We start from the raw sequence: 18,869 nt of genomic DNA, 5'->3' as shown, positions 1-18,869 counted from the left end.
GGTGAAACTCATCGGGGTATTGAAAAGAGCGATAAGCTCATTTTGAATCTGACGAGATTAAAATCTCATTTTTGATCTTGCAAGCAAGATCGATACTCACTCGTTGTTCAGTTTTCAAAGATCAAACATATTCAGTCACTGTAACTCATTAGCTTCAGTAACTTTTATATCATATCATTTCCGAACCAACTTTGCAAGCTTTTTTTGAAGTTTCTTTCGAAGCTTTCTTATTCAACGCTTGCCTCACCGTGTAAACTGTGTTTTCTTGGCCGGAATTAGAATATATCATGTATAGAATTTGAATGCAAGTGTTTTTTTAATTATAGCACTGACTTCTTCCACCCTAATGAATAAATACATACGGAGATATTTGCTCGACTGTATGACCTAATTACATGTCACTAGGTAATCCTTATCTTAAGATGATCATCCTAAATCTTTAACAGGAGCTTTTCTCGGCCACAAGCTATAGCTAAAGCTAATTAAGAGATCAATGCCCAGCACCATTGCCCATACCCGGATTAGACCTGAAAATACCTCTGTTCGAGTCTGATCGCCAATCCACCATATCATAATACACAAAAGAGCACTCCCTATAATCCAGGCCAACAGATGTCTGACCCACCCTTTACGCTCGCTCCTCGCATGTTCTCTTCCATATAATTTATTCTGCCTTGGATTCTCTCCCCCTCTAAACCAGTATTGAAAGTAGCGATCCGCCCAAGCAATCATCTGATGACCAAAAGTGACGCTCACCCCAATATAGATAGCTGCTATGCCATGAACCATACTTGCTGTTGCTCCGCGTTGGAGATCTACTACAGTGGCTACGAGCAACAAAACATCAACAATTGGTGTGGCCGCAAGCAAAGCCAATCCCAATCGCTTTTTACCCAGCATATATCGAACGCTTAGCCCCGCCGCAACAAATATCCAAAATGCAATCTCACAGGCAATAATGAAATAAGCAACCATAATTATCCTCACCTCTTTTATTTAGCACAACTGTATTGCAATTATTTTAACACGTTTGTACCATAATAATCAATGGTGTTATAATAATGACATGCCTAAAATCGTAGATCATGACAAACAACGCGTGCTCGTAGCCGAGGCTGCTTGGCGTATTATCCGGAAAAATGGTATGGAACAAGCTTCTGTTCGAAATATCGCTGAGGAAGCTGGAATCTCGGTCGGATCCATGCGCCACTATTTCTCCACTCAATCGGAACTTCTGTTATATGCAATGAATCTTGTATCGGAACGGGTGACAGCCCGGATTCAAAGCATGTCTTTCGACGGGCCTCCAAGGGAACGTATGAAACAGTTACTGCTCGAATTTATACCAAATACGGATGAGAAAATGGCTGAAATGGAGGTGTGGTACGCGTTTACTGCCAAATCCAAAACGGATCCTGCACTCAAAAAGCTGGCTGACACTGTATATAATGATATTAGACGAGCTGTCGAGATCGTTATTACTTCTCTGGTGAAGCTCAATATCTTCAGGCCTGATTTAAATCAGGAACTTGAGATCGAGAGGCTGTATGCTCTCGTTGATGGTTTAGCGATCCACGCGGTGCTCAGACCCGATCAGGTGAACGGCAAACTTATGGATGAAATCCTCTCGTTACATCTGGCCTCACTATGTCCACTGAGCGCAACATAAAAAACGCAGTACATTCAATGTCACCCTATTTTTCCTTATAGGGAGTAGATATCGAATGTCTGCGTTTTTTATTTTATCCAATAATAATCCGGCCCTCTGGATGGCGATACAATTTCTTCTCTTTACGTGGACGAAGTGCATACGCAATCGTTAGCGGCCCAATGCGACCAACAAACATGGTGAAGGTAATAATGATTTTGCCCCAATTGGTCATCTCATGGGTTACCCCTACTGACAAACCTACCGTACCTATAGCTGACGCAGCCTCAAACATGAGGGAAAGGAATGGTGCATCTTCGGTTGTAAGTAACAGCATCACTACAATCATAAAGATAATGAGGGAAACCATAATGATCGTCAGGGCTCTCATGAGCAGCTCTTTAGGTACACGTTGGCGGAAAAAGACAATGTCCTTGTTGCCCCGAATCATGGCATATACCGCACCAATCATGATCAGAAACGTGGTTGTTTTGATCCCTCCACCTGTCGAACCTGGAGAAGCACCAATAAACATGAGCAAAATAAAGAAAAATTGAGTCGCTTGTCGCATCTGCGTAATGTCAATCGTACTTGTCCCGGAAGAACGCGTTGAGACAGACTGGAAAAACGCTGCGTAGATCTTCTCGCTCCAAGTCAGCGAACCAAGCGTATGACTGTTGGTGAATTCGAAAATAAACAACACCAAAGCTCCTATACCGATCAACGCACCTGACACGGACAGCACCAATTTCGACTGCAAAGACAACCGGCGGCGTTTGCGATATTCAAACAGGTCATTCAACACAACAAAACCAAGTCCACCAGATATCACAAGAATCGAAGCAGTAATGTTAAAAATCCAGTCTCCGGTATAATATTGAAAACTGTTGCCAAACAGATCAAACCCTCCATTGTTAAACAAGGAAACGGAATGAAATATGCCGTAGTATACGGCCTGCATAAAAGGCATCTCCGTTGCCCAGCGTAAAGCCAGAATGACCGCAGCTACCCCTTCAATAGTGAATGAAAAGATCAGAACCTTGCGGATAATCCGTACAATTCCCTCCATGCTGTCCGCATTAATAGCCTCTTTCAGTAGCAACCTGTCTTTAAGAGATATGCGTTTGCCCAGCACAAGTGCAAACAATGTGGCCATGGTCATGAAACCGAGCCCGCCAAGTTGCATCAGGATCATAATGACAATTTGACCAAACAAATTGAATGTTGTACCTACATCCACCACAACTAGCCCAGTCACACATGCCGCTGATGTAGCTGTGAATAAAGCATCTATAAAGGCTAGATGTGTGCCACTCTGATTGGAAAATGGCAACATCAACAAAACGGTACCAATGGAGATAATCAGCAAGAAACCGCCAACCAATATTAACGGGGGAGATATGAACCTGGCGATGTGAAGCCTGAACTTCATGAAGGGCACCTCTTTTAACCAAAATAAAAATGGGAGCAACTTGTGACGTGTAGCACGTCTCAATGAGTTGCCTATGTAAACCCAAAGAGGAACTTGCCCCAGCTTGAAGCAAGTGGCAGGTTCCTCTTCTATTATGAACGAAAGATACGTTCCTTATTTACTCTTGTGTACGTGGACGCATATGTGGGAAGAGCAGTACGTCACGGATGGACGGAGAATTGGTCAACAACATGATCAGACGATCGATACCGATTCCCAAACCACCTGTTGGCGGCATACCATATTCAAGTGCACGGATGAAATCGTCATCCATCTCATGAGCCTCATCGTTACCGTGCTCTTTCTCTAACATCTGAGCTTCGAAACGCTGACGCTGATCGATTGGATCATTCAGCTCGGTGAACGCATTGGCATGCTCACGTCCAACGATAAACAACTCGAACCGATCTGTGAAGCGTGAATCTGCATCGCTTTTCTTCGCCAGTGGCGAGATTTCAAGCGGATGTCCCATGATGAACGTTGGCTGAATCAACGTTTCTTCAACAAACTCTTCGAAGAAGGCGTTCAGGATATGACCAAATGTCATATGTGGTTCAACTTTTACATTATGCTGTTTCGCCAAGCTGTGCGCTTCCTCATCCGTCATATGAACGGAGAAGTCTACACCGACAACTTCCTTAACCGCATCCACCATGGTTACACGGCGCCATTGAGGCTTAAGATTCACTTCATGATCTCCATATTGGATAACTTGTGTACCCAATACTTCCTGTGCGATGTGAGCAACCAGGTTTTCAGTTAAAGCCATGATATCCTTGTAATCCGCATACGCCTCATACAACTCAATCATCGTGAATTCCGGATTGTGACGTGTAGACATGCCTTCGTTCCGGTATACGCGGCCAATCTCATATACTTTTTCTAGACCACCGACGATTAGACGTTTCAAGTGAAGTTCAATCGCGATCCGCATGTACAGTTCCATATCAAGCGCATTATGATGGGTGATAAACGGACGAGCCGCCGCACCACCTGCGATCGTATGCAATGTTGGTGTCTCCACTTCAAGGTAGCCATGGGAGTCAAGATAACGACGCATGGATTGAATGATTTTGGAACGCATAATGAAGGTCTGTTGCACATCAGGGTTCATGATCAGGTCTACATAACGCTGACGATAACGCAGTTCGACGTCAGTCAGACCGTGGTATTTATCCGGAAGTGGGTAAAGGGATTTCGATAACACTTCCAAGTCTTTTACTTTAACGGAAGTCTCACCTGTTTTGGTTTTGAAGACAACGCCAGTTACCCCAACGATATCCCCAAGATCAAGCAGACTGAATGCCGTAAACTTGTCTTCTGGCACGCTATCCTGACGAACATAGATCTGGATGCGTCCGCTCAGGTCCTGAATATGTGCAAAGCTTGCTTTACCCATGCCCCGCTTCGCCATAATCCGTCCGGCAATACTGACTTCGATGTGCTTCTCTTCCAGCTCTTCCTTGGTCAGTTCTTCATACTTCTTCAAGATGGAGCCGGCCTCTTCGGTACGTACGTATTTTTGGCCAAAAGGGTCGATTCCTAGGTTGCGGAGCTCGTCCAATTTGTCGCGGCGAATCTGTAACAGCTCGCTAAGTTCGGTTTCCTGATTCAAGACTTCATCCGTCATGATCTGTATTCATCTCCTTATTTACATTGCAGCCTGTGCGTGAGGCTTGTCCGTAATGTTGAAAAAAGCTTCCCTAAGGAAGCTTTTGTCTACTACGCCTGACTGCTTCGTTACTACAGCTTTTTAATATCTACAATTTTATATTGAATTACGCCAGCAGGCACACTTACATCAACCACTGTGCCTTTTTTCTTGCCCAAAATGGCTTTACCTACAGGACTTTCATTGGAAATCTTGTTCTGAAGCGGATTGGATTCCGCTGTACCTACAATCGTATATTCTGTGATATCGCCGAATTCCAAATCCTCTACAGTTACGGTTGCACCCACACTTACGGAATCGGTATCGATTTCGTCACTGTTGATAATTCGCGCATTACGCAACAGCTTCTCGAGTGTAATGATACGTCCTTCAATAAAAGCTTGCTCATTTTTCGCATCTTCGTATTCGGAGTTCTCACTGATATCACCATAGCCGATAGCTACTTTGATCCGTTCAGCCACTTCGCGGCGCTTCACTGATTTTAGTGTTTCCAGTTCTTCTTCCAGCTTCTTGAGTCCTTCTGGTGTAAGGATAACTTCCTTGTCGCTCATCTCAACCGATTCTCCTGTCATGGGAATAATTTGATTGTACGGCAACGGAATCAGTGCTGATGACAGAACTCCGCCCGCATACATCTTCAAAACTATATGAAGTTCTCCAGAGAAATAGAATATTCCTCCTGATGCACTATACTTAGTAAACGCACATGGCGAATTTATACTGAGAAATTATAGGTGAACGATCTCGAAAAGTCAATGTTACATCCCCTGCGGCTGTAAACGTTTTACAGCATACCGCCTAATTATGAGGCATTACCCGCAATTACCGGTTCAGACTCCAGATTTCCTTCCATTTTCAACTGCTCCACAAAGTTCTCCAGTATGCCCACCATCTCATCCCGCTTGGTTCCTTCCATAATAACGTCCTTGATTCGGGCAGATCCCTTCAATCCCTTCAAGTACCAAGCCAGATGTTTACGCATTTCACGTACAGCGACGGTCTCATTTTTGAGTGCAATTAGTCGATCCATATGCAAAACAGCTACACGGATCTTCTCCTCTGCATTCGGGTCAGGAGGTAACTGGCCTGAACTCAGATACTGGATTGTGCGATATAACATCCATGGATTACCCAAGGCAGCGCGCCCGATCATTACTCCGTCACAGCCGGTCTCATCCAGCATACGGCGTGCATCTTCCGGTGAAGATACATCACCATTACCGATGACAGGAATGGAGACAGCATCTTTGACATTTTTGATATGTGACCAATCCGCTGTACCTGTATAGAGTTGTTCTCTAGTCCGTCCATGCACGCTGACAGCACTTCCTCCAGCTCGTTCTACGGCAAGAGCGTTCTCCACCACATAGATGTGTTCGTTGTCCCAACCGATCCGCATTTTAACCGTGACTGGTTTCTCAACAGCTTCTACAACAGCCGATACCATCTCATAGATTTTGTTCGGGTCCAGCAACCAGCGTGCACCTGCATCACACTTCGTTACCTTCGGAACAGGACACCCCATGTTAATATCAATGATATCTGCATTGGTTTCCTTATCTACGATTCTAGCTGCCTCGACAAGCGATTCCCGGTCGCCTCCCCAAATCTGCAGACTGAGCGGTTTCTCACGTTCATCCACAAATAACATCTCGCGTGTCCGCTGGTTGCCATGCACAATGGCTTTACCACTCACCATCTCAGCGCAGACAAGGCCCGTACCAAACTCTTTGGCGATCAGGCGAAAAGCAGGATTACATACGCCAGCCATAGGTGCAAGAACAACCTGATTCTTCATTTCAATATTACCAATCTTAAGCATGCTTGCTGTTTCACCTCTTTATCCATTCCAAACCCGGACGTAATCAACATTCCGGAGTTGTGGTGGTTTCAATTTGATCGTACATCGGTGTTCATCGTGTTCATATATTATTGCCCATTCGGAGATGTTCTCCAGTGCACTTCGTTATCCGCCGTTCATTATTTCCCTTGTAATTCCTCGATACTAATCGCGAGCACACCGGCTATCTTGTTTAGTTCCTGTGCTGTCACCTTGCGATTTCCCCGCTCAATCGTCCCCAGAATAGCCAAAGATATGCCTGTCTCGGCTGCAAGCTCATGCTGGGTTAACCCTTTCAGCTTCCGGAACGCCCGGATTCGGTTGGCCAATTGCATGTTTTCCAACGCTGTATTCCATCCTTTCCATCCAGTACAGACAACGATGCGTGTACAAAGGTATGCAGACCTGATGCCTCGTCCTGCGGTACGATGTCCGACAGCGGCACCAGTACAAAAGCCCGCTCTCCCATACGGGGATGCGGCAGTTGAAGCAGTTCGGTATCTCGCGTCTCTCCATGCATCCAGAGCAGATCCAGATCCACCGTACGCGGGCCCCAGCGAATATCCCTAACCCGTCCAAGTTGATTCTCTACACTGAGCAATTCGGCGAGCAAAAGTTCCGGCGTCAGATTTGTACTGACCATAGCAGCCATATTCAAAAACGCAGGCTGATCGACATATCCTACCGGCTCTGTCTCATATAGTGCAGAGCAGCGCAGCACAGATATATGAGGATGTTCATTCAGAAGCGTTAACGCTTCAAGCAGCGTCTGCTCCCGATTACCCAAATTAGCCCCTAAAGCAATATAAGCCTCTGAGGATTCAGAGGTCGAATGTGCAATCATGATCGGTTCTCACTTTCTTGAGCGGCGAAGCTCTACCGTTACGCCTCCAAAATGAATATCAAATGGCGGGTGCGGCTTCGTCACCTTGACTGTCAATGCATTGATAATAGTATAAGTGTCTAGTAAAGAAGATGCAATATGTTCGCCCAACGCTTCAATTAACTGGAATGATTTATTTTCAACGATCTGTTTCACCAATTCATGAATCTCTGCATAATTAATCGTTTTGGTTAGATCATCGTTACGTCCAGCATCGCCCAGATCCATATCGATCTCCAGATCAATGTAATACCGCTGACCCAGCTTTCGTTCTTCTGCAAACACACCGTGATACCCGTAATACTCCATGCGATGTAATACCATTCTGTCCATCCAGTTCCCCTGCCTTCTATTCAAATATCGATGTGAGTAGAGAGATACATGCTTGTTGTAGCTCTCTTTGCTTTCCTATATCAAAACGCTTCGCTCAACATGAAGGGGCCATGAAGGCCCTCCATTATAATCTTCTCCGTAAGCCCGGAGAACGATATAACATTGCATCACACATGTCCGCCGTCCGCCGGATCGGCTTCACATCATGAACCCGTACCAACTGGCATCCTTGGGCAATGCCAAATGCAACCGTTGCTGCCGTGCCTTCCAGCGCATCGTCAGCGCCTACATCCAGCGTGTGTTGGATGAATCTTTTGCGGGATGTAGCAAGTAGCACCGGATACCCCAACTCGTTTAACAGACCGAGAGAAGACATCAACTCCAGGTTCTCCGAGAGATCCTTCACAAAACCAATCCCGGGGTCCAGTATAATCTGACTCTCCTCTACACCCGCTGCAAGTGCAAGTTGAACACTGCCCTGCACATCACGCACAACATCAGGCAGGTAATCGGTGTAGTCTCTTGCCTGCCGATTATGCATCAGAATTATGGGACAACCCAGTTCGGCAGCCGTCCGCGCCATCTCCGGGTCAGCCTTGGCCCCCCATACATCGTTGATAATATGGGCACCTGCCTGAATGGCCTGACGGGCAACATCCGCCTTGTATGTATCCACGGAGATCGGTATATGTGGCGCTTCAACACGCAAGGCTTCGATCACCGGAATAATTCGATGAAGTTCTTCATCTGCGCTGACCACCTCTGATCCTGGACGGGTGGATTCTCCACCGATATCAATCAGATCCGCACCGTCCTCCATCATTTGTTTCGCATGGGCTACTGCCCGCTCCACATTATTGTAACGCCCACCATCTGAGAACGAATCTGGCGTGACATTCAAAATACCCATGATCTGCGTCCGGGATCCAAGCGTAATTGAAGCTGGTCCCCATTCATATTTCCGTTCATAGATGACTGGTGTAAGTGTCATGAAGTATACCCCGCTTTCTCCCGGTACATACGCAGCAGCACTGCCGTTACCGGGCCGATCCGTCCATTGCTGATCGCTGTTTCAGTGCCGTTCCGATCCCGCAACGTCGTCACCGGCACGAGCTCAGCTACGGAACCCGTCAGAAAAATTTCATCTGCTTGATGCAGATCTTCCCATAGTGCCTGCACCTCTACGCAAGCGATGCCTTGATCTGCGGCAATCTCCATCACTACTGCTCTAGTAATCCCTGGAAGAATGCCGGTAGACAGCGATGGGGTGTAGAGGACTTGTCCTCGCACCCAAAATATATTGCTGACAATCCCCTCCGCGACATAACCCTCGCGTGTAAGCTGTAATCCTTCTGCGCTCAGTAATCGCTGGTCTTGCCCGCCATAACTGTTTAATTCACGTTTCGCCAAGATACTGTTCATGTAATGAAGCGACTTGAATCTGATTTGGCTTTCCGGTGTATTACGAGGTGTAGATAGACGTTGTAGCATTTTACCCCTTTCATACAGAGTAGGAGAAAGGTCAGGTAGTGATTTTGCCAGTACGATATGTGTGGGGTCTGTATAATCCCCCGAAGGTAGTCCAAGAGGCGCTTCACCAGCAGATACTGTATAACGCACGTACGCATCCTTAAGTTCGTTTCCCTGCATCAGATGGGCTATCCAGTCTTTGACTTCCTCTACTGTCACTGAAAAAGGAATGCCCAACTCTTCACAGCCTGAAGCCATGCGCTCCAGATGCCTTTCCAGAAGGAAGGGCACGCCTTGGTATGTTCGAAAGGTCTCAAACAGCCCCAGTCCGTACAAAAAGCCGTGATCCGTTACAGGAACCACGGCCGACGCCAGTTGAACCAGTTCTCCGTTAATCGCGGCATATTGCATGTTATACGTTCGCCTTTTGCTGTGATAAGAAATTGCGGAGCATCTGATGGCCATGATCTGTAATGATGGATTCCGGGTGGAACTGCACCCCTTCAATCGCATACGTTTTGTGACGCAGACCCATAATCTCTCCTTCAGCTGTTTCCGCTGTAATCTCCAGACAATCCGGCAGGCTACTGCGTTCCACGATCAATGAATGATACCGAGTTGCCGTAAAGGGAGAAGGCAGCCCCGTAAATACCGATGTACCATGGTGATGCATCTCCGATGTTTTGCCATGCATCATCCGATCCGCCCGAATGACATTTCCTCCAAATGCCTGCCCGATTGCCTGATGTCCAAGACAAACGCCAAAGATGGGAATGCTCCCTTTGAAATGATCGATAACTGCCAAGCTGATCCCCGCTTCATTCGGCGTGCATGGACCCGGAGAGATCAGAATATGATCCGGTGCCAGTGCTTCAATACCTGCCAGATCAATCTCGTCATTGCGGCGAACGTCCACCGTCTCCCCCAATTCACCCAGATATTGAACCAGGTTGTAGGTAAAGGAATCGTAATTGTCGATAACCAGAATCATAAGTCTGCTCCTCCTCATATTCCACCGCAGATTACGGCAGATGCCTTGTTTATGTTAACTTATTAAGTTTAATTGTTTCATTCCGTTCTGATCGTGTGTTTTCAGCTCGCGTTGTGGTTACTCCAACCGATGCCTGTGCTGAATCAGCCTCGGCTCGTTCACTGTAGTTCACAGCTCGCATCATTGCTCTAGCCTTGTTGGAACACTCCCTGTACTCGCGATATGGATCGGAATCAATGACAATACCTGCACCGGCCTGCACATAACCCGTCCCATCCTTGATTGCAAGAGTACGTATAACAATATTCAGCTCCATATTGCCACTATAGTCCATCCATCCAATGGACCCTGTATACGGTCCACGTCTTACCGGCTCAAGCTCTTCAATGATTTCCATCGTGCGTACTTTCGGAGCACCCGTAATCGTCCCACCAGGAAACGTTGCGGCGATGACATCAAACACAGTTAATCCTTCGGCCAGCTTGCCTTCCACCTGTGAAACGAGGTGCATAACATGCGAATATCTCTCGATTGTCATTAATTCAGGCACATGAACTGATCCATACGCAGCAATTCGCCCAATATCATTGCGCTCCAGATCAACCAGCATAATATGCTCGGCTCGCTCCTTCTCGCTGCCAAGCAATTCATCTGCCATCGCCTGATCCTCTGCTTCATCTCGCCCTCTTCTTCGTGTTCCGGCAATGGGCCGCGCACTCACTTTGCCGTTCTCCACTTTGACGAGCAATTCTGGTGATCCACTGACCAATTGGAATTCGGGACTGCGAAGCATCCCCATATATGGTGATGGGTTCACAATACGTAACCATTCATAGATATGCTCGCTACTGGATTGGAGCTGCTTTTCATGCCTAAGGGACAGATTAACCTGAAATACATCACCTTGCCTGATATACTCCTGTACCTGAAGAACAGCTTGTTCGAAATCCTCTTGTGGAAATGATGTCTTCCACCCTTCTGTTTCCCGTTCGAACTCTTCTGTCCGTAGAGCAAGATGAACCCGCCTGTGACGGAGCTCCAATGCTTGTTGTTGCTCTTCTGCCTGAGCGAAACCCATAATGTGAAGCCAGCGTTGCTGCATGGCTACAGCACGTTCCCCAGCCGCAGCATAGAGACTCTGTAGATCGGCCTGCTCCTGCTGTTCAGCACTCACTTCCAGATGCACCATACAGAAAAGAGCCTGCTGCTCATGATCGTAAGCCCATATTTCCTCAAAGCGCATCCACCAGTAATCTGGAAGTGCAGGATTATCCTCAGCAATCGTTGGTAGTTTCTCCAGTGATCTGGCCACATCATAACTGAGGTATCCGGCACAACCGCCTGCAAAATCTGGTGCTCCGTCAACCTTGGGTGCTCGGTAAGGTGACGTCCATCGTTTTAGTACATCCAGCGGTTTACCCTGATCTGTTCGACTTGTTTCTTGAAACACGTCATAAATTGTAGCTTCCTGCCCTTTGCCGTATATAATCGATACTGGATTTAAGCCGAGGAAAGTAAATCTCCCGCCTTTGCCATTCTCCAGCACAATAGCATTAGCAGATGCTTGTTGCCACGCTGCCTCCCACGTTAGCGGTAAACCGCCATGATATGGTCCCTCATCTGACTTCGTTATATATGGTAACATTGTCCAACCTTGTCCAGCCCATGCTTCCCAGTCGGCATATGTTGTCATCAGGTGTGTCACTGCGGCCCGCCGCCCTTCTATGTGTCACTATATGAGAGTTGACCATATATAAGTCACACAGTCGCCCCAATGCAGAATAAGCTGTGCACACGAGTAGTCAACTTATATAGTTCTTATTGTTTGATAGTATACTAAAGCGCTGTTGCTTTTAAAAGCATTACGCAAAAAATCCTCCCTACCCGTCAGGGCAGGAAGGACAGATATGGGCTATTTCGGAATAACAAGCCGTTCCGTTGAAGGATTAACCTTGATCCCTGTAATGAATTACCCCTCGAAATTGTAGAGCGGCGTGCTCAGATAACGTTCACCGTTACTTGGCACGATAACGACAACGCGTTTACCTGCGCCCAGTTGTTTTGCTACTTGAAGTCCTGCACGAATCGCTGCACCGGATGAAATACCGGATAGAATACCTTCTTCTTTCGCAACAGCACGAGCTGTTTCAAATGCATCATCATTCTCGATGTGAATGATCTCGTCGTATACTTCTTGATCCAAAATTTCAGGAATAAAGTTTGCTCCAATCCCCTGAATTTTGTGAGGACCAGGTTTACCCCCAGCCAAAATTGGTGATGCTGCTGGCTCTACGGCTACAATTTTGATTCCAGGGAATGCTTCTTTCAACACTTCCCCCGTACCTGTAATCGTTCCACCAGTACCGATTCCTGCAACAAATGCATCAAGTGTGCCACCAACAGACTGAATCGCTTCAACGATTTCAGGACCTGTCGTTTCACGGTGAATTTTCACGTTCGCTTTGTTCTTGAACTGCTCCGCCATGAAGTAGGACGGATTTTCTTTCAATAATTCTTCGGCTTTTTTGACTGCACCATTCATTCCTTCTGCTCCAGGCGTGAGTACAAGCTCAGCACCATAAGCACGAAGCAAGTTACGACGCTCTAAGCTCATCGTCTCAGGCATTACAATAACAGCCTTGTAGCCTTTAGCAGCAGCAACCATCGCAAGGCCGATCCCCGTGTTACCGCTTGTTGCTTCAATGATCGTACCACCTGGTTTCAGCTTGCCTTCTTTTTCCGCTTCTTCAACAATGCTAATGGCGATCCGATCTTTAACACTTGATCCTGGGTTCTGGTATTCCAGCTTCACAAATACTTCAGCACTGCCTTCAGGTACAATATTGTTCAATCGGACAAGCGGAGTACCTCCGATGAGTTCAGTTACGTTATTAACTACTTTAGCCATATGAATGCCCTCCTTAGTGGTATAGATGATACTTAACTCCTGTAACCTTATGCGATCTGTGCCAATAAGCCTCTGGATGTTTATGAAGAACTGCGGAAATCCGGTGATTATCCGTTCCTTTCTGCATAAAGAACCACGCATACAGGTAGAGGTAGCGCCGAGTTTTCCGGAAGTTTCTTTATCACATTGAAAAATCTAATTTCATACACATCGTGTCATGATTGATTTATATCCGAGTAAACGAGTAGGTATTTGATTATTTTCATCTTATCAACGTTACACGTCATTGTCAATATGAGTAATCAAAAAAATACTTTGCCTTGGGTCCTGAGACCGTAGACAAAGTATTTTTATCAAGATGCAGGTTCTATAAGGCATGATCGTTGTCATTTATCGTTTCAGGAGGCAGGAATTTCGGAGATGATCACAGCCTCGTATTTATCGCGCAGCATCTGCTCTACCTGAGGAAGTGGATCAGCCTGACTTAAGGCCAGCTCCATACGAATCTCTTCATGTACTTCCTTTGCTGACTGCTCCTGGCGTTCTTCTTTGTCATTCAGTTTGATGATTGCATAACCGTTCTCAACTTTCACTGGACCAGCAATATCACCGATTGACATATTGGCAGCCCTTTGCAAAATGGATTTAGGTTGGAAAGGGTCGTTCTGATCGATCCACCCTAGTTTACCTCCCGCATCTCGGGAGTAACTATCCTCTGATTCGGTTCGAGCCATTTCTTCGAAATCTTTCCCGTTCCGAAGCTCCGTTAATATAGCCTCTGAGTCAGACTTTTCTTTTACCACAATAATAGACAGATCATATTTCTCAGGAGTGATATAGTCTTCTCGATGCTCCACCCAGTATTGTTGAATATCGTCATCCTTCACCTGAATACCGGCGGTAGCAATCTTTTCGAGCAGTAAACGGTAACCTGCTTCTAATTCGAGATCCTGCTTCGACAGGCCGAGCTGTGATTTCATGGCATCATAATATGACTTCTCTGAATCATACCCATCCATCGCTTCAGCCATTTCTCTTGCAATCTCTTTCGGAGTAACCACCAAATTGCGTTGAAGCGCTTCTGCATATACTGCTTTCCGGTTCAGCATCTGTAGAAGGATCTCACTACCATAACGTCGTTTTAATGCATCCGTCCAATCTTTATCTGTGATCACTTCGCCATTAATCGTTGCAACCGTACTTCCCTCTTCCTTATTGGCATCATGAGGTGTATCTGCATCTTCTTTTCCCTGATGAAGTACCTGCATCGCCATAACCGTACCCATTACGAGCACACCAAGTGTAAGAATCACAACGGCTGTCCATAATCCTTTTTCCTGTCTGGTCATACCTCATCCCGTCCCCGCATCGATCAATTCTTGGCTTGTTCTAGGATGGCCTCTAGCTGCTCTTTGTTGAAATCGTACGCTTCATTACAGAATTGGCAAACCACTTCAGCTTGCCCCTCTTCTTCAATTAATTGCTCCAGTTCGGACTGACCAAGACTGATTAAGGTTTGCTCCAGACGTTCACGCGAACAACTACAGCTAAAACGAATATCCAGTTCGCCCATGACCTGCACATCCGGCAGGAGACGGCGCAACAATTCCTCTAGCTCGAGACCTTCGTTCAACAAAGTTGTCACCGGGGGCAAGGCACCAATGGCATTCTCAATTTCTGTAATCTCAGGGTCGGTGAGACCTGGGAGAAGCTGAATAATAAATCCGCCTGAAACGATAACCGAGTTATCCGTATCGACGAGGACACCCACTCCAACCGCCGAAGGTGTTTGTTCCGACTGTGCAAAATAGTACGTAAAGTCCTCGCCCAGTTCGCCCGAGATAATCGGAATACTGCCACGATACGGGTCTTTCAGACCCAAATCCTTTGTGATATTAATGAAACCTTCTGTACCTACTGCCCCCGCTACATCCAATTTACCAAAACGATTGCTCGGCAGGTGCACATGTGGATTGGATACATAACCGCGCACCTCACCTTTGGCGTTGGCATCAGCTACGATCTGACCGATTGGGCCATCTCCGTTCACTTGTATGGTCAGTTTCTCATCACCTTTAAGCATCGCGCCCATAATGGCTGCTGTCGTTACTGTACGCCCCATAGCTGCTGTAGCCGTGGGAAACGTATCATGTCTTCTGCGCAGTTCTTCTACCAGTTCTGTGGTCTGAACGGCAAACGCTCTTACCTTTCCATTCATTGCTGTACCACGGATCAACCGGTCATGTTTGTTGTTGTTTTCCAAGTCATTCAGCCTCCTTTGGCGTGTCATTTTAATATCGTAACAGAAAAAAACGGCTCAACATTTAAGCTGTAATCCCAGCCTGCTGTATGCCGCCCTTTGTATGTCTACCTTTCTCGGTTCCGCTCGTAGATGACACGTAGCCCCTCAAGCGTAAGCAGTGGATCAACTTTCTCAATGCTTCGGGTCTCTTCTGCAATCAGAGTAGCAAGACCTCCTGTGGCTATGACCATAGGATCGGCCTTCATCTCTTCGCGGATTCGTTCAACAATGCCGTCCACTTGGCCGGCATAACCATAGATGATGCCTGCCTGCATGGCATGCACGGTATTACGCCCAATCACCTTCTTCGGCTTCTCCAGCTCAATTCGCGGTAGCTTCGCCGCTCGCTCATATAGAGCTTCGGTAGCAATGTGAATACCGGGTACAATCGCTCCGCCCAGGTAATGGCCCTTCTCATCAATGCAGTCGAACGTCGTGGCTGTACCAAAATCAACGACCACAAGAGGACCGCCGTATTTCTCCACAGCCGCCACGGCATTCACGATCCGATCCGCCCCAACTTCGCGCGGATTCTCATATCGTAGATTCAGGCCTGTTTTAATACCAGGCCCAACCAGCAGTGGTTTTTTACCCACATATTTCACACACATCGTTTCGATGACACTCACCAGTGGCGGAACCACTGATGAAATAATGACACCCTCAATGTCGCGGGCAGAGATACCAGACATATGAAATAAATTATAAATCAATACGCCGTATTCATCCACTGTGGACTGACGAGATGTGCTCAGACGAAAGTGATGCAACAGTTCACGACCCTGATATACCCCAAGCACAATGTTACTATTGCCCACGTCTACGACTAGAATCAAAGAGGTTCACCCCTCTTTCTTTTCGTTTAAATCCAGGCTGATATCCAGGCTCTCAAAAGAATAGGTTAACCTACCAACCGAAATTACATCCACTCCTGTTTCCGCAATCCCACGAATCGTTTCAAGCGATACATTGCCGGATGCTTCAATCTTCACATGCGGAGCCTGTTCATGAATCAGAGCGACTGCTTCTCGCATCCGATCTGGCCGCATGTTATCCAGCATAATGATATCTGCCCCTGCTTGCAAGGCTTCCTGTACTTGGGTTATGTTTTCCGTTTCCACTTCAATCGTCATCGTATGCGGAATAACTGCCCGTGCTCGCTCAACAGCTTCTGTAATGCTGCCTGCACCTTTAATATGATTGTCTTTGATCATAACAGCATCATACAATCCAAACCGGTGATTGGCTCCGCCCCCCACACGTACAGCATACTTTTCCAGCAAGCGATGACCTGGTGTTGTTTTGCGCGTATCAACAAGTCTGGTCTTCAAACCTTCAAGAGCATCCACGTAGGAACGTGTACGGGTAGCGACACCCGACATACGCTGTAACAGGTTAAGAGCAAGACGCTCTCCTGTCAGGAGGGAATGTGTACTCCCTTCGACTTCAGCCAAAATGGTGCCAGGAGTAACTGCATCACCGTCATTTACTTTTGCCGTGTAACGAAGCTCTGGATCTACGACTTGAAAAACAAGTTCAGCAATTGGCATGCCCGCAATAACCCCATGATCTTTGGCATGAATTACTGCCTTAGATTGGCTGTTTGCCGGAATGGTCACATTCGTTGTGACATCCCCTGCACCTACATCCTCGCGTAGCCAGCCTTTAATCGTCTCAATTAGTTCCTCATTGTAACCGTTCAGTATCATGACATCCATTCCTCCACAATCGCTTGTTCTCGCTGCTGTAGGCTATGCTTCTGCCATAGTTCATCATCCCTTGACGGGAAGTCCTCACGGTAGTGTGCTCCTCGGCTTTCCTCACGGTGCAGTGCTCCGCCAGTTACGAGCCATGCACAAGTCAGAAGATTGGCATACTCCAGTTCTTCTCTTTGTGTAAGCTTTTGATCAAAAAAAGACAACTCCTGCTTCAGTTTATCTACAGCCTGCCTGAGATGGGTTCTATTTCTTCGCAATCCCACTTGACGAACCATCATCTTTTGCAGACGTAAACGTCTTTCTGATACCGGCTTAGAATGTTGTTGTTCTTTTGCATGGTTAATATTTTTATTTTCCTTACTCGGAGATTTCATATCTCTTCCAAGTGATTCCTCGAGTGCCGGCAACGAATGGATACGTTCCACGATTCTGCGACCAAACACAATCGCTTCAGATAAGGAATTGCTCGCTAGTCGATTAGCTCCGTGCACACCAGTAGAGGATACCTCGCCACAGGCAAATAAACGGGGGATACTGCTCTCACCACTCAAATCCGTCTTTACTCCGCCCATCATATAATGCGCCGCAGGTGCAACCGGAATCCAATCTGTAGTCATGTCGAGACCGTAACGCATACAAGTTTCATAAATGGTAGGAAAACGATGCTTCACCACCTCCGGCTGCTCATGGGTAATGTCGAGGTAAACAAAGGTACTGTTCGTCAGTTCCATCTCGCTGACAATCGCTCTAGCTACAATATCACGGGGTGCCAGTTCAAGCTGCGGATGGTACTTCTCCATGAAACGTTCACCCTTCACGTTGCGGAGGTATGCACCTTCCCCGCGTACTGCTTCAGACACCAGGAAGCGTGGAGCTCCGGGGTAACATAAGGATGTGGGGTGGAACTGGATAAATTCCATATCACGAACTATAGCTCCCGCACGATATGCCATAGCCACCCCGTCAGCTGTAGCTACATCCGGATTCGTCGTATAGCGGTACAACTGTCCTGCACCACCAGAGCAGAGCACCGTTGCTTTCGCTTTAACAAACACGTTGGAGCCATCTTCTTTTAGAATCAGAGCACCGATACATTCCCCTTGATCCGTAATGAGATCCACCACAAAGTGCTCATCCCAAACGTCGATGCCCGGATGCTCGTCAACCTCAACAGCGAGTGCTCTTACAATCTCATATCCTGTTGCATCTCCGTTGGCATGTAAAATACGGCGGTGGCTGTGCGCACCTTCCTGCGTCAACGCCAACTCGCCGTTCTCCAGGTCAAACAATGTCCCCAGACGAATCAGTTCTCTGACACCGTCCGGGCCCTCATTCACCAATACTTCAACTGCCTCGGATCGGCACAACCCCGCTCCGGCAACAAGAGTATCTTGCAAGTGATACGCAGGCGAATCATCTTCAGCAATAACAGCCGCAATCCCGCCCTGCGCATATCTGGTGTTGCTCTCAAGCAAAGACTTCTTCGTAATCATCAGTACACGATGCTGCTCGCTGGCCTTAATAGCCGTGAACAGACCGGCAATGCCCGAACCAATCACCAGTACATCGGTCTCTACCAGCGGCAGCGCAGAGAGGTCGAAATCATATAAATATTGCGGTATCATCTTATTCA

Annotated in this window: 19 protein-coding genes; 1 reads left to right on the top strand and 18 read right to left on the bottom strand. The window is 47.0% G+C overall.

The window, feature by feature from the left end:
- Positions 1-426: 426 nt before the first annotated feature.
- The gene (locus tag M3629_RS27230) at positions 427-975 is read right to left on the bottom strand and encodes a hypothetical protein (RefSeq protein WP_251511981.1); all 549 of its coding nucleotides are present in this window, start codon (positions 973-975) and stop codon (positions 427-429) included.
- A 91-nt stretch (positions 976-1,066) separates the two neighbouring features.
- Between M3629_RS27230 and M3629_RS27225 the strand changes: the two genes are divergently transcribed.
- Positions 1,067-1,669 carry a TetR/AcrR family transcriptional regulator gene (locus tag M3629_RS27225; protein ID WP_251511980.1) on the top strand — a complete coding sequence of 201 codons (603 nt, stop codon included), beginning with the start codon at positions 1,067-1,069 and terminating at the stop codon, positions 1,667-1,669.
- 73 nt (positions 1,670-1,742) lie between these two features.
- On the opposite strand, the gene M3629_RS27220 is transcribed toward M3629_RS27225, so the two are convergent.
- The 17 genes from M3629_RS27220 to nadB all read right to left on the bottom strand — a co-directional run bounded on the left by M3629_RS27220 (position 1,743) and on the right by nadB (position 18,861).
- The gene (locus M3629_RS27220) at positions 1,743-3,080 is read right to left on the bottom strand and encodes a TrkH family potassium uptake protein (protein ID WP_251511978.1); all 1,338 of its coding nucleotides are present in this window, start codon (positions 3,078-3,080) and stop codon (positions 1,743-1,745) included.
- 157 nt (positions 3,081-3,237) lie between these two features.
- Positions 3,238-4,749, bottom strand: coding sequence for a lysine--tRNA ligase (gene lysS / locus M3629_RS27215; RefSeq protein WP_251511976.1), 1,512 nt, complete (start codon positions 4,747-4,749; stop codon positions 3,238-3,240).
- Positions 4,750-4,862: 113 nt separating this feature from the next.
- Positions 4,863-5,342 carry a transcription elongation factor GreA gene (gene greA, locus M3629_RS27210; protein ID WP_090924651.1) on the bottom strand — a complete coding sequence of 160 codons (480 nt, stop codon included), beginning with the start codon at positions 5,340-5,342 and terminating at the stop codon, positions 4,863-4,865.
- Between the two features lie 251 nt (positions 5,343-5,593).
- Entirely contained in the window at positions 5,594-6,613 is a 1,020-nt protein-coding gene (gene dusB / locus M3629_RS27205; RefSeq protein WP_251511974.1) for a tRNA dihydrouridine synthase DusB, read from the bottom strand.
- 158 nt (positions 6,614-6,771) lie between these two features.
- On the bottom strand, positions 6,772-6,975 hold the full coding sequence (locus M3629_RS27200; RefSeq protein ID WP_167375851.1) for a helix-turn-helix domain-containing protein: 204 nt from the start codon (positions 6,973-6,975) through the stop codon (positions 6,772-6,774).
- Entirely contained in the window at positions 6,927-7,475 is a 549-nt protein-coding gene (folK, locus tag M3629_RS27195; RefSeq protein ID WP_251511972.1) for a 2-amino-4-hydroxy-6-hydroxymethyldihydropteridine diphosphokinase, read from the bottom strand. The genes M3629_RS27200 and folK overlap by 49 nt, the downstream gene beginning before the upstream one ends.
- Before the next feature lie 9 nt (positions 7,476-7,484).
- The gene (gene folB / locus M3629_RS27190) at positions 7,485-7,847 is read right to left on the bottom strand and encodes a dihydroneopterin aldolase (RefSeq protein WP_251511971.1); all 363 of its coding nucleotides are present in this window, start codon (positions 7,845-7,847) and stop codon (positions 7,485-7,487) included.
- A 124-nt stretch (positions 7,848-7,971) separates the two neighbouring features.
- A complete protein-coding gene (folP, locus tag M3629_RS27185) occupies positions 7,972-8,838 on the bottom strand; it encodes a dihydropteroate synthase (protein WP_251511969.1) in 867 nt (288 codons plus the stop codon).
- Positions 8,835-9,728, bottom strand: a complete 894-nt coding sequence (locus M3629_RS27180) for an aminotransferase class IV (RefSeq protein WP_251511968.1) — start codon at positions 9,726-9,728, stop codon at positions 8,835-8,837. The genes folP and M3629_RS27180 overlap by 4 nt, the downstream gene beginning before the upstream one ends.
- Position 9,729: 1 nt before the next feature.
- Positions 9,730-10,308, bottom strand: coding sequence for an aminodeoxychorismate/anthranilate synthase component II (gene pabA / locus M3629_RS27175; protein WP_251511966.1), 579 nt, complete (start codon positions 10,306-10,308; stop codon positions 9,730-9,732).
- Positions 10,309-10,357: 49 nt separating this feature from the next.
- Positions 10,358-12,001: an anthranilate synthase component I family protein gene (locus M3629_RS27170; protein ID WP_251511989.1), complete on the bottom strand. Its 1,644-nt coding sequence runs from the start codon at positions 11,999-12,001 to the stop codon at positions 10,358-10,360.
- A gap of 276 nt (positions 12,002-12,277) precedes the next feature.
- Entirely contained in the window at positions 12,278-13,216 is a 939-nt protein-coding gene (gene cysK / locus M3629_RS27165) for a cysteine synthase A (protein WP_251511965.1), read from the bottom strand.
- 398 nt (positions 13,217-13,614) lie between these two features.
- Positions 13,615-14,565 carry a peptidyl-prolyl cis-trans isomerase gene (locus M3629_RS27160; RefSeq protein WP_251511963.1) on the bottom strand — a complete coding sequence of 317 codons (951 nt, stop codon included), beginning with the start codon at positions 14,563-14,565 and terminating at the stop codon, positions 13,615-13,617.
- Positions 14,566-14,588: 23 nt separating this feature from the next.
- Positions 14,589-15,506 carry an Hsp33 family molecular chaperone HslO gene (gene hslO, locus M3629_RS27155; RefSeq protein ID WP_251511962.1) on the bottom strand — a complete coding sequence of 306 codons (918 nt, stop codon included), beginning with the start codon at positions 15,504-15,506 and terminating at the stop codon, positions 14,589-14,591.
- A 77-nt stretch (positions 15,507-15,583) separates the two neighbouring features.
- Complete coding sequence (locus M3629_RS27150) at positions 15,584-16,354, bottom strand: type III pantothenate kinase (protein WP_251511960.1); 771 nt, start codon at positions 16,352-16,354, stop codon at positions 15,584-15,586.
- 6 nt (positions 16,355-16,360) lie between these two features.
- Positions 16,361-17,227 (bottom strand): carboxylating nicotinate-nucleotide diphosphorylase, encoded by an 867-nt coding sequence (gene nadC / locus M3629_RS27145; RefSeq protein ID WP_251511959.1) that lies wholly within the window; start codon positions 17,225-17,227, stop codon positions 16,361-16,363.
- A complete protein-coding gene (nadB, locus tag M3629_RS27140) occupies positions 17,224-18,861 on the bottom strand; it encodes an L-aspartate oxidase (RefSeq protein WP_251511957.1) in 1,638 nt (545 codons plus the stop codon). Before nadB ends, nadC begins: the two co-directional genes overlap by 4 nt.
- Positions 18,862-18,869: the final 8 nt, after the last annotated feature.

The organism is Paenibacillus polysaccharolyticus (genome assembly GCF_023714295.1).
GTDB lineage: Bacteria > Bacillota > Bacilli > Paenibacillales > Paenibacillaceae > Paenibacillus > Paenibacillus polysaccharolyticus_A.
The sequence above is the reverse complement of the archived record's forward strand: the minus strand, read 5'-3'. Positions and strand labels throughout refer to the sequence as shown.